The sequence below is a fragment of the Acinetobacter sp. YH12138 genome, from assembly GCF_015218525.1.
GTDB classification, from domain to species: domain Bacteria; phylum Pseudomonadota; class Gammaproteobacteria; order Pseudomonadales; family Moraxellaceae; genus Acinetobacter; species Acinetobacter amyesii.
On sequence record NZ_CP048671.1, the window covers coordinates 196,173 to 207,449 of the forward strand.

Annotated in this window: 12 protein-coding genes and 1 pseudogene; 11 read left to right on the forward strand and 2 right to left on the reverse strand. The window is 42.4% G+C overall.

The window, feature by feature from the left end; translation table 11 throughout:
• Positions 1-39: 39 nt before the first annotated feature.
• The 10 genes from G0029_RS17135 to G0029_RS17180 all read left to right on the forward strand — a co-directional run bounded on the left by G0029_RS17135 (position 40) and on the right by G0029_RS17180 (position 8,395).
• Positions 40-924, forward strand: coding sequence for a transporter (locus G0029_RS17135; RefSeq protein ID WP_180109971.1), 885 nt, complete (start codon positions 40-42; stop codon positions 922-924).
• Positions 925-969: 45 nt separating this feature from the next.
• Entirely contained in the window at positions 970-2,304 is a 1,335-nt protein-coding gene (locus tag G0029_RS17140; RefSeq protein WP_180109972.1) for an acetamidase/formamidase family protein, read from the forward strand.
• 109 nt (positions 2,305-2,413) lie between these two features.
• On the forward strand, positions 2,414-3,616 hold the full coding sequence (locus tag G0029_RS17145; RefSeq protein ID WP_180095325.1) for an aromatic ring-hydroxylating oxygenase subunit alpha: 1,203 nt from the start codon (positions 2,414-2,416) through the stop codon (positions 3,614-3,616).
• 11 nt (positions 3,617-3,627) lie between these two features.
• The gene (locus tag G0029_RS17150) at positions 3,628-3,981 is read left to right on the forward strand and encodes a hypothetical protein (RefSeq protein WP_180095328.1); all 354 of its coding nucleotides are present in this window, start codon (positions 3,628-3,630) and stop codon (positions 3,979-3,981) included.
• A gap of 11 nt (positions 3,982-3,992) precedes the next feature.
• The gene (locus G0029_RS17155) at positions 3,993-4,484 is read left to right on the forward strand and encodes a nuclear transport factor 2 family protein (protein WP_180109973.1); all 492 of its coding nucleotides are present in this window, start codon (positions 3,993-3,995) and stop codon (positions 4,482-4,484) included.
• A 34-nt stretch (positions 4,485-4,518) separates the two neighbouring features.
• The gene (locus G0029_RS17160) at positions 4,519-5,790 is read left to right on the forward strand and encodes a styrene monooxygenase/indole monooxygenase family protein (protein ID WP_180109974.1); all 1,272 of its coding nucleotides are present in this window, start codon (positions 4,519-4,521) and stop codon (positions 5,788-5,790) included.
• Positions 5,777-6,301: a flavin reductase family protein gene (locus G0029_RS17165; RefSeq protein WP_180024911.1), complete on the forward strand. Its 525-nt coding sequence runs from the start codon at positions 5,777-5,779 to the stop codon at positions 6,299-6,301. The genes G0029_RS17160 and G0029_RS17165 overlap by 14 nt, the downstream gene beginning before the upstream one ends.
• Positions 6,298-7,068 (forward strand): SDR family oxidoreductase, encoded by a 771-nt coding sequence (locus G0029_RS17170; protein ID WP_180109975.1) that lies wholly within the window; start codon positions 6,298-6,300, stop codon positions 7,066-7,068. The genes G0029_RS17165 and G0029_RS17170 overlap by 4 nt, the downstream gene beginning before the upstream one ends.
• Positions 7,065-7,397 (forward strand): non-heme iron oxygenase ferredoxin subunit, encoded by a 333-nt coding sequence (locus G0029_RS17175; protein ID WP_180109976.1) that lies wholly within the window; start codon positions 7,065-7,067, stop codon positions 7,395-7,397. The genes G0029_RS17170 and G0029_RS17175 overlap by 4 nt, the downstream gene beginning before the upstream one ends.
• 5 nt (positions 7,398-7,402) lie before the next feature.
• Positions 7,403-8,395, forward strand: a complete 993-nt coding sequence (locus tag G0029_RS17180; protein ID WP_180109977.1) for a 2Fe-2S iron-sulfur cluster-binding protein — start codon at positions 7,403-7,405, stop codon at positions 8,393-8,395.
• A 34-nt stretch (positions 8,396-8,429) separates the two neighbouring features.
• Here G0029_RS17180 and G0029_RS17185 read toward each other — a convergent pair whose 3' ends face one another.
• Positions 8,430-9,077, reverse strand: coding sequence for a response regulator transcription factor (locus G0029_RS17185; protein WP_180079184.1), 648 nt, complete (start codon positions 9,075-9,077; stop codon positions 8,430-8,432).
• Positions 9,068-10,549: a PAS domain S-box protein gene (locus tag G0029_RS17190; protein WP_180109978.1), complete on the reverse strand. Its 1,482-nt coding sequence runs from the start codon at positions 10,547-10,549 to the stop codon at positions 9,068-9,070. Before G0029_RS17190 ends, G0029_RS17185 begins: the two co-directional genes overlap by 10 nt.
• 363 nt (positions 10,550-10,912) lie before the next feature.
• Here G0029_RS17190 and G0029_RS18600 point away from each other — a divergent pair.
• Positions 10,913-11,075, forward strand: a pseudogene (locus G0029_RS18600) (ISNCY family transposase); the annotation flags it as partial.
• Between the last annotated feature and the right edge of the window lie 202 nt (positions 11,076-11,277).

Here is an 11,277-nt window from a genome sequence, read left to right on the forward strand (position 1 = left end):
CGATAAACAAAGACTTTAGAAATTAGGGGAATGCTGTAAATGGTAAGAAAATATCTGAAAACAGTGGCATTGACCACATGTCTTTTCAGTAGTGCAAGTTTAGCGCTTGCCGCTGAAAATGGCGGAAGTGCTTATCCTGATGGAACAGAGAGTTTTTTTGGTGGAGCAATGCCACCACCTGGGATGTATCTCGTCAGTTATAACCAATACTACAACGCAGATAAATTTAAAAATGATCATCCAGTATTTGATGATTTTAAAATTGATACTTTTGCCACAGTTGCTCGTGGTGTCTATGTCAGTGACAAAACATTTTTAGGCGCGACATGGGGCATGCATGCATTCCTTGTATATGCCCATGCAGATCTTACATTAGGTGGTCGTCAAGATGATCACATGGCAATGGGTGATCTCATTATCGATCCATTCTTATTGGGTTGGCATAAAGGAGATTGGCATGTAGCGACAGGTATCGACTTTTATATTCCAGTTGGCTCTTACAACAAAAATAGACTCGCGAATATTGGACGTAACTATTACACCATTCAACCAATTATCTCAACCACATACTTAAATAAACAAGGTATCGAAGTCAGTACAAAGTGGATGTACGACATCAATTTCGAGAATAAGGATACCAACTATGAATCGGGCAACGCTTTGCATGTCGATTACTTAGTCGCTAAACACATGGGACCTTTGGCGGTTGGTGTTGGTGGTTATATCCACCGTCAGATTGAAGGTGACTCAGGTGAAGGTGCTGTTTTAGGTGACTTTAAAGCTAAAGCAGCCAGCATAGGTCCGCAAGTTCGCTATCAATTCCCTAAAGGGTATGCAATCGCAGCGAAATATCAAAAAGAATTTGATGTTGAAAACCGACCAGAAGGTCAGAAGTTCGCAATTGATATCACCATCCCATTTTAAAACATTGTTACCTAAACATTAGAGCAAGCATATAGAGGTAAGGCCATGAAAATTAAGAATCAAGAATATGCAGCAGGCAGTGCTGGAGCTGTCGATTATTTAGTGGTGAATGAGTTTTCAGGCGGTATTGTGGGACCAAGCCAACGTATGCTGGGACCTTTAAAAAATGGTGGAACGTTAAAAACAGGCACACCGCCTGGCTGTTGGGGTCCAATGATTACACCTGCATTCCAAGGTGGTCATGAAGTGACACTCCCTGTCTTTATTGAAGGTGCAGAGGTAGGTGATGCTGTTGCTTTAAAGATTAAGGATATGCATGTCACTTCTACAGCAACCTCATCGGGTGTGATGCAATTTGTTGAAGGGCGTTATAAAGGAGATCCATTTGTCGCGAAATATTGTGAGGCATGTGGTACTGAACAGCCTGCAAGTTATGTAGATGGGATTGGCGACGATGCGATTCACTGTAAAAACTGTGGGGCAGAAGTCAGTGCTTTTCGCTTTTCACATGGTTATGTGATTGTGTTGGATGAAGAAAACAAAGTGAGCTTGACGGTCAACCAAGAGATTGCCAACAAGTTAGCTGGTAATGCCAATGAGCTTTCTGCATTACCTGAACATGCAGCGCAACATTCAATCTTGTCGCTTGCACGTGCTGACATGCCAGGGGTTGCTGCGCATATGCGTCCATTCCTCGGCAATATTGGTACGACACCTTCACGTGACTTACCAGACTCTCACAACTGCCATGACTTTGGTCAGTATTTGATTGATGCACCGCATAAATTCGGAATGACTGAAGAAGAACTTATCGCAGCCAAAACAGACGGTCACATGGATACCAATTCGATTCGTCCAGGCTGTATTTTGATTTGTCCTGTGAAAGTACCAGGTGCAGGTGTCTACATGGGGGATATGCATGCGCAACAAGGCAATGGTGAAATTGCAGGACATGCCACGGACGTTTCAGGCGAAACAGAATTACAAGTAGAAGTGATTAAAGGCTTAACAATTGACGGCCCAATTTTACTTCAAGCACCAGATGACTTACCACCAATGGCACGTCCATTTACCAAGGAAGAGCGTGAAAAAGTGAAAGCTTTAGGTGCGCGTTGGGGACAAACTGAGATTGAGGAAAGTGCTCCAATCACATTTATGGGAACAGGTAAGAACCTCAATGATGCAACGGACAATGCTTTAAATCGAGCGGCAAAAGTCACAGGTTTAAGTGTGGATGAGGTCATGAACCGTTGCACCATTACAGGCTCTATCGAAATCAGCCGTTTACCAGGAATGGTACGTGCAACCTTCTTATGCCCAATGCCAATTTTAGAAAAACTGGGGATCGCAAACTTAGTTCGCGAACATTACCAACTTTAATTCATCACGTGAATGGTGGTTGATTAGCGTGTTTCAAACGCTGTTCACAAATAAGCATGAAATTTACTGAACTTAAAACTTAGAAAGAGAACTTGAACAGGAGTGTCCTATGAACAGTAATGCAAAACTTCGTTGGGGCGATTTATATCCAGAACTTGGTATTGAGCCGATTCCAACCGAACCATGTATTTCACCAGAGATCTATCAAGAGGAAATTGAAAAGGTTTTCTCAAAAGTCTGGTTGAAAGTGGGGCGTGTAGAAGAAATACCAAATAAAGGTGACTACAAAGTTAAACGCTTAGATTTTGCTAAAACCTCAGTCATTTTAATGCATGGCAAAGATGGTGAAATCCGTGGATTTCATAACATTTGTTCACACCGTGGCAATAAAGTTGTGGTGGAGACTGGCAATGAAACCTTTGGTTCAAATAAAGCTGCAGTCGTGACTTGCCGTTTCCATGGCTGGGTTTACGATGCTAAAGGGGATTTGGTCAGCGTGCCGGAAGAAGAAAAATTCACATCTTGCTTTGACAAAGGTCATAACGGTTTAGCACCAGTACGCACCGAAGTGTGGGAAGGTTTTATTTTCGTCAATTTGGATAATGATGGCACTCAATCGGTAGAAGAATTCTTAGGTGGTATGGGACAGCATTTAGGCGGTTATCCATTCCATGAAATGGAAGAATGCTTTGCCTATAACACCTTATTAAATTGTAACTGGAAAGTCGCTCATGACGCATTTGCTGAAGCCTATCACGTTACAACCATTCATGCTGGCTCTTTCCCGAATGTCTTTGCTTCAGGCCTACAGGAAGTACAGTTGTTTGGTGATCACCGTACCTGTGCAGTGTGTCTGACCAAGAATGCCAATCCAAAACCTGCTGCAGCATTGTCGGGCGAGATTACAGGTGCCTCTTTAGTCAATCACTATGAACGTGTTCAGTTACCAAAAACAGTCAATCCAAATGATCGTGATGACTTCTCGTTTGAATTATCTGTCATTTTCCCGAATATCTTGGTGCATGTGACTGAAGGTGTATGGTTCACCCATCAGTTCTGGCCGGTCGGTCATAACCAAACACGTTGGGAAGGTCGTTATTACATTCCTAAAGCGAAAACTTATTCGGAGCGTTGGGCACAAGAATTTGCACAAATCTTACAACGTAACGCTTGGTTAGAAGACACTGCAACAATGGAAGATACTCAAGCAGCTCTTGAATCTAAAGCGAAAAAAGTGATGCATCTCCAAGATGAAGAAATCTTGATTCGTCACGGTTACCACGTTCTTGAACAATATTTAAATCGCGCATAAGGAGAATGCACATGTCAAACATCATTTCACAATTGCCTGCTGACTTTGCAAGCTTAGAACCTTTTGTCGCGAAATGGGCTCTAGGGACATCGAAACAACGTCATGCAGCACGCTTAAATTCGACTACAGCCGAACTGCAAGCTTTTTACGATGCTATTTTGCCTGAAATGCGCAAGCTCCTTGCAGCACTTGACCAATACGCTTTAGGCACATTGCCTGAAGATCTCCATAAATTGTATTGGTTAAGCCTGAGTTTCGCTGAAGTTGCTCCACATATTGAGCTTTATAAAGGTTCAGTGGGTGTGCCGTATGCATTTGAAGAAAACCGTTTCATTTATGAAACAGGCAACGTAGTTAACGTTTAAAGGAATGTCTGATGAGCCAGCACAATCTAGAACAGCGTTTGCATTATCTGGAGGCCTGCGAGGCGATTCGTGGCCTGATCGGTCGCTATGCAACAGCGGCTGATCAGCGCAACAATTCAGCCATTTTACAGCATGTATTTCATGAGGATGCCATATGGTGTGCAAATGGTTTTGGAGAATATCAAGGACGCCAAAATATCTTGAATGCATTGTCAGAGATTGCAGAAGCACAAGTGCTTTGGAGCTTACATATCATGGCGATGCCAGATATTGAAGTCATTGATCAAAATCATGCAAACGCGTCATGGATGCTTTGGGAAGTCTGTAATTTAGCCGAGGAATCAACAAAAGCAGCAACAGATCAAGTTAAATCTGCAACGACCTGTTGCTTAGGTGGATTTTATAAAACGGAAGTACGTCGGAATCAATGGGGTGAATGGAAATTTGATCGTGTCGAACTGAATCTGACCTTCAATCAACCTTATCCGAACACAGCAATATAGGCACTGTATCAGTACGGCCTAAGGGGAATTCAAGATGAGAAAAATCGCAATTATCGGTGGTGGACAAGCAGGCTTATTACTCGCGTTCTCGCTACTCGAAAATAAATATGATGTCACTTTATATGTAGATCGCCCTGCGGATGAATTGTTACACGGTCGTATGGTCAGTACCACGATGTTCTTCGCCAATACATTAGAGTTTGAACGCAAACTTGGTTTGAATTTCTGGGATGGTAAAGCCCATCATGGTCAAGCATTGCATGTCGATTTTCGTGCACCAAACGGCGATATCATGTTACCTGTGACAGGTTTTTTACATAATAATGACGGTATTGCCATGGACCAACGAACCAAATATCACCGTTGGTTAGAGGAATATCCGCGCCGTGGTGGCAAGCTCATCATTCAAAATGTCAGTCCAGAAGATTTGGAAGTAATCACTGTTGAAAATGATCTGACGATTTTGGCAGCAGGTAAGGGCAATATCACCAGTTTATTCAAACGCAACGAATCACGCTCAGTACATCACACTCCTCCTCGCAAATTGGCTGCAGCACTCGTCGTAGGTGATGATTTATGCGGTCCAAACAGTTGGCAAGGTCAACCATCTCAGACTTTGCATTTTAATTTTGTTGCAGGTGCAGGCGAATACTTCAGTATGCCGTTCTATAGTCACACGCATGGTCCATGTCGTAGTTTCTTATTTGAATGTGTACCGAATGGTCCAATGGATATCTTCGATGATGTGACATCTGGCGAAGAAATGGTCCAACGCATGAAAGAAGCGGTTGCCAAAGTAACACCAGATCAAAGCTTCCGTATGGTCGATAATATGGAATTAAGTGATCCAAACGCATGGCTCAAAGGTGCATTCCGCCCTGAAGTTCGAGATCCTGTTGCAACCTTAGATAACGGTGCAAAAATTTGGGGGATTGGAGACACTGTCATTGTAAATGATCCAATCGCAGGACAAGGCGCAAACAATGCAACCCGTATGGTGGAGCATTATTTAGCTGCGATTTTAGCACGAGGTGATGAAGACTTTAGTGCAGATTGGATGACAGAAGTATTCGAGCAATTCTGGGAAAAGTCAGGTCGCTATACGACTGAATTCACGAATCTATTGTTAAATCCACCAAGTGAGAGCTTATTACAAGTATTAGCTGCAGCCTCGCAGAACCAAGCGATTGCGGATGACTTTATGGGGCATTTCAACAACCCGTGCGGTTTCTGGCCAGCCGTAGATGGTGCAGAAGGGGCTAAAGAATATCTGTCACGTGAGGAGTTTCAACATGCAGCTGCCTGAAGTTTTGTGGCAGGACGTTGACCTAGCTGAAGCGAAAGCGCTTCGGCAGGCCTTCGGCGGTTTTGCCACTGGTGTCGCGATTGTCACTTGTCTAGATGAACAGCAACAACCTGTTGGTCTTACGATTAATTCTTTTAGCTCGGTATCTCTTGATCCTGCGCTGGTGCTCTGGAGTCTAGTCAATCATTCACCAAGCCGTACAGTTTTTGAAAATTCAGAATACTTTGCCATCAATATTCTGGGAGCCGATCAGCAAGAAATCGGACTCAATTTTGCTAAGCCAATTCCAGACAAATTCCAGCATGGGAGCTGGAATCTTGAAACTACTAAAGCACCGCTACTGGAAGGTTGCGTAGTGCAGTTTATCTGCCGCCGGGAACAGCAGATTGAAGCAGGCGATCACCAGATTTTCTTGGGGAAAATTGAACAGTGCCGACATAGCAATCAACGCCCATTACTGTTCTGCAAAGGGCAATTTACCGAATGGCCACAATACAAGGAGGTTTCATGACCAATCTGAATAATAAAGTGGTTCTGGTCACTGGGGGCGCAACTCACATTGGCCAGGCAGTAGTCAAAGAATTAAAAAGTTTGGGGGCGGACGTCATTATTGCTGACATTAACGAAACTCAAGGCAGGCAGGTGGCAGCTGAAACCCAAAGTCGTTATGAATATCTAGATCTCGCTAATGATGAAAGTATTCAAGCTTTGGTTAGTAAGCTGAATAGATTAGATATTTTAGTGAATTTGGCCTGTCTGTATGAAGATCATGGCTCACAATCGACCCGTAGTGATTGGCAAAATACATTTAATGTGACCGTGTTTGGTCATGCAGCTTTGGTACAGGTATGTAGACCATTGCTGCAGGCCAGCAATGATGGGGCTGTCATTAATATTAGCAGTGTTAGCGCCCGCATTGCCCAAAAAGAGCGTTGGGTTTATCCAGCCTCTAAAGCAACCTTAGAACAACTGACCAAAAGCATGGCATTGGATTTGGCTGCTGATGGTATTCGTGTTCATGCTTTATCCCTCGGATGGACCTGGTCGGTGCCGATGCAGATGATTTCAGGTAATGACCGTCCTAAAACTGATCGAGTTGCAGGCCGTTTCCATGTGCTAGGCCGTATTGCCGATGCTGAAGAAGTGGCTGAAGCCTTAAGCCTATTATGTAGCCCGAAAGCGAAACTGCTGACCGGCAGTGTGATTCATGCTGATGGCGGTTATCACACTTTGGGGCCTGAAGCGACAGACTCACCGATTGAGGAGTTAAGCAAATGAATATCAAAATGGCCAATATTGCAGAAAAATTCCTTTGCGTGACTTCCGCTATCGAACAAGGTGAAGGTTTACAGGTGATTATTGATGGCTATCCACCATTGGCGGTGTTTCACCTAGAAGATGGCGAATTTTATGTCACTGATGATACCTGTACCCACGGTGATGCTTCATTGGCTGATGGTGAAATTGATGGCTGTGAAGTGGAATGTCCGTTTCATGCTGGTGCTTTTGATATTAAAACCGGTGAGCCTTGTGGAGCACCTTGTACCATCCCATTGAAAACCTATCAGTCTATCGTCCGCGAAGATCGGATTTATCTTGTGGAGTGATACCGATGTATAAAATCCAAATTGAAGGGCAAGGGGAATTTCATTGTGCAGCAGACGACGTGCTGCTGCGCGGCGGCCTTCGTCAAGGTCTTGGTTTACCTTACGAATGCAATGCTGGTGGCTGTGGGACTTGTAAAATAGAAGTGCTATCTGGTGAAGTAGATAATCTATGGGCTGAAGCACCTGGATTGAGCGATCGTGATAAACGTAAAGGTCGGTTACTGGCGTGTCAATGTCGTCCTAAATCTGATTGTGTTATTAAAGTCCGTTTGGATGAAAAATGCACGCCTAAAATTCTGCCAAAACAACAGGCCGTCAAGCTCAAATATGTACAGCCGATTACACACGATATTTTAGAAATCCATTTGCAGTCAGAGAAACCAGCGCAGTTTATTCCAGGTCAATATGCTTTGCTTTCAGTAAACCAGCAATTATTACGTGCTTATTCGATGTCGAATTTGCCGAATGATGAAGGCATGTGGGTATTCCAGATTCGCCGTGTAGTAGATGGCAAAATGACCAATCTGCTATTTGATGAGCAACAGCGACAAAGTGCCGTGATTCAGATCGATGGCCCATATGGTTTGGCACATTTACAAGAGCAGCCACGACCAATTGTTTGTGTCGCTGGTGGTTCAGGTCTAGCACCGATGTTGGCAATTGCCCGTGGAGTCGCAGTTAATCCACAACTACAAAATCATAAGGTATGGTTCTTTCATGGTGGACGTGAACAGCGTGATCTACTGACAGAAGATCAGTTAAGGGATTGGACTGAATTAGGTTCACGCTTGAATTATGTTCCAGCAACTTCATCTGAATTGATCGAAGGTATTCGATCAGGCTTTATTCATGAAATCATTCATGATGTTTTAGGTGAGCAACTGATCCAACATGAAATATACTGTGCTGGGCCACCGCCAATGGTAAAATCTATTGAACAAATGGCGTATCAGGCAGGTATTCCACTTCAACAAGTGCATTTCGACCGTTTCTTCTAAATCCTTTATTAATCTTCAAAAAACAGGCGATAGGTTAACCCATCGCCTGTATAGTTTTATCTCGACACATCAATACCATATTTACAATTTGGGCAATGGATTCTGTACCTAACTTCTGCCGAATATGCGTGCGGTGAATTTCTACTGTTTTATGGCTGATATTCAACATTTGTGCGATATGTTTACTCGAAAGTCCATCGACCAATAAATTGATAATCTCACTTTCTCTTGGTGATAAAGATTTCAATTTAATCATCTGTTCTTGACGTTTTTCTTCTTCAATAAAGTCTTGTTCAGCAAGTTGCAGACAGGCTTGGATTTGATTAAGCATATGCTGTGGATTAAAAGGTTTTTCTAAAAAATCAAATGCCCCAGCTTTCATCGCATTGACCGACATTGGAATGTCGCCGTGACCAGTCATGAAAATGATTGGCATACGGATTTTTTGTTGATTCAATTGTTGTTGTAGTTGCAAGCCACTCATCCCTCGCATACGAATATCAAGGATTAAACATGCAGGCGTTTGCGGGCGCTGAAAATTCAGGAATTCAGTAGCACTATTGAATGTTTTAGTTTCGAGTTGCACTGAATCAAGCAACCATGTGAGTGAATTACAAATGTCTTGATCATCATCTATTACATACACAATGGGCTCGGGAACATGAGAATTAGTTAAATACATTTTGCACGCTCCTGTGCTGCTAAAGAGATATTAAAAATGGCACCAGACTCACCTTCACAGACCCATAAGTAGCCATGATGATTTTCAATAATGCTGCGGGATAGCGTCAGACCAATACCCATACTGTCTTTTTTGCTAGAATAAAATGACTCGAATAATTGTTCAGGATTTTGACCCTGTAATCCTGGGCCGTTATCAGCAATTGCGATACGGGCATGTTGGTTGTGCTCCCAAGTACGGATAAAGATGTCGCGTTTTCCTTCTGGGTTACGTTGTAAAGCATCTACAGCATTAAAGACCAAATTAATAATGACCTGACTAAATAAAGTTTCGTCGGCAGAAATATAAATAGGTGAAACGCTTAATTCATAATGTATGACACAGCCAATTTGATCTGCTTTTAAGCCTATCAGTGGATGTAGATCCTGAATCAGCTTATTTAGAGAGTGAACTTGAAAATTGGCTTCGCCCTTACGTAAAAAGCTACGCATACTGTGAATGATTTTATTGACCCGCTGGGTCTGATCTAATGCTGCATTCATAGCGTCGAGTGTTTCAGTGGTATTTGCCAAACCTTTCTGAATCCGAATAATGCTACCACCAACATAGTTGTTTAAAGCTGCAAGTGGCTGATTCAATTCATGTGCTAAAGCAGTTGCAAGTTCTCCCATGGTTTTGCAGCGTGACATATGACCCAGCTGTTTTTCCCTTGCTCGAGCCATTTTTTCTGCTTCGATTCGTTCGGTAATATCTCGATAATTGACGAGAATGCCCTGAATTTCAGGATGATCAAGCAGGTTGCGATAGGTGGCTTCATGATGTCGCCATTTGCCATTATGATGCATGATTTTATAGTGAATCACACCAGCAGCTTGGTGAGAGGATTTTCTAAAAAGTAACTGGCGTACATTCATGCGGTCATCAGGATGAATCACATTCAAGATATTTTTGTTGAGTACAAAACGGTCGTGGTAACCGAGAATACGTTGTAGAGAAGGGCTGGCATAGAGCAACTTACCTTGCAAGTCGAGGATAGCAATACCATCTCCCGAGTGTTCCAGAAGCATCTTGAAATATTGATCTCTAGATTGTAGAGCATACTGATATTTTTTGATTTCGCTAATATTACGGACAAGTGCTAATAGCTTAGGTTGATGCTCAATCTCAACTGTTTTTAAACAGACTTCGACCGGAATTTTTCGTTGATCTTGGGCTTGGATAATCCACTCAAACGTAATCGCTTCGTGGCTAGCAGCCTGCTGAACCTTTTTTAAGGCATGAAAAAAATCAAAACCATGGCTATGTGCGCTGATTTTTTCTACACTCATTTTCGTTAATTCGGATTTACTGTAACCGGTGAGGTTTTCAGCTGCTTCATTTACGTCCATAAATTCGACACTGCCGATATCATGCACAAAAATAGCATCACCCGCTTTATCAAAAATGGTTTGATAATAATTTAAGCTGGTCATTATGTTCCTTACCTTGGATGGCGTCCGGCTATCTGGTAGAGGTATGTTTGATCTTCACTGATAAACACTTTTTATTATTGCATTTGATATTGCAGCAAAACGTGCTGTAGTGCAATTAGACTTTGAGTCTAATTACATACTTTAAACAATATACAAATGCTCATTTAAGTGTTTATCTCTATCCCTATTTATTAAGCAAGGTTAGTACCATATTCACGTTTTATTTTGACTAATAAAGGTAAATAATTTTTTATTATTCCTAAATATAAAGAAACTTTTAGATATAAGAAGGTATTCTCTTTTTAAAAAGACACCAAGATTACCCAGTTTGGACGTGTTCTGAGCAATTTCAATATCGATATCATTTTCGCTAACTCCCCTCAAGCCAAAGGCCGTGTAGAACGCGCCAATAGAACGCTTCAGGACCGTCTGATCAAAGAGATGCGTCTAGAAGGCATCAGTTCAATTGCAGATGCCAATAAGTGGCTGCCGTGCTTTATTGAGCAATTTAATCGTAAATTCGCCAAGATGGCCTTTAATCCCAAGGATCTGCACCGGACTATCACTGAAACAGCCGAAGAATTAGATGATATTTTTACCTGGCGTGAACTCCGCAGGGTTACGAACAGCTTGACGATTACTTATGATAAATGCGTATATATCTTGGAAAACAGCGAAGAAAATCAAAGATTGGTCGGCAAGTATCTTGAGTTCCTGGAATATCCGGA

Excerpts from the sequence above, each read along its gene's own strand:
- G0029_RS17135 (WP_180109971.1), top strand. The coding sequence starts at position 40 with ATGGTAAGAAAATATCTGAAAACAGTGGCATTGACCACATGTCTTTTC.
- G0029_RS17140 (WP_180109972.1), top strand. The coding sequence starts at position 970 with ATGAAAATTAAGAATCAAGAATATGCAGCAGGCAGTGCTGGAGCTGTC.
- G0029_RS17145 (WP_180095325.1), top strand. The coding sequence starts at position 2,414 with ATGAACAGTAATGCAAAACTTCGTTGGGGCGATTTATATCCAGAACTT.
- G0029_RS17150 (WP_180095328.1), top strand. The coding sequence starts at position 3,628 with ATGTCAAACATCATTTCACAATTGCCTGCTGACTTTGCAAGCTTAGAA.
- G0029_RS17155 (WP_180109973.1), top strand. The coding sequence starts at position 3,993 with ATGAGCCAGCACAATCTAGAACAGCGTTTGCATTATCTGGAGGCCTGC.
- G0029_RS17160 (WP_180109974.1), top strand. The coding sequence starts at position 4,519 with ATGAGAAAAATCGCAATTATCGGTGGTGGACAAGCAGGCTTATTACTC.
- G0029_RS17165 (WP_180024911.1), top strand. The coding sequence starts at position 5,777 with ATGCAGCTGCCTGAAGTTTTGTGGCAGGACGTTGACCTAGCTGAAGCG.
- G0029_RS17170 (WP_180109975.1), top strand. The coding sequence starts at position 6,298 with ATGACCAATCTGAATAATAAAGTGGTTCTGGTCACTGGGGGCGCAACT.
- G0029_RS17175 (WP_180109976.1), top strand. The coding sequence starts at position 7,065 with ATGAATATCAAAATGGCCAATATTGCAGAAAAATTCCTTTGCGTGACT.
- G0029_RS17180 (WP_180109977.1), top strand. The coding sequence starts at position 7,403 with ATGTATAAAATCCAAATTGAAGGGCAAGGGGAATTTCATTGTGCAGCA.
- G0029_RS17185 (WP_180079184.1), bottom strand. The coding sequence starts at position 9,077 with ATGTATTTAACTAATTCTCATGTTCCCGAGCCCATTGTGTATGTAATA.
- G0029_RS17190 (WP_180109978.1), bottom strand. The coding sequence starts at position 10,549 with ATGACCAGCTTAAATTATTATCAAACCATTTTTGATAAAGCGGGTGAT.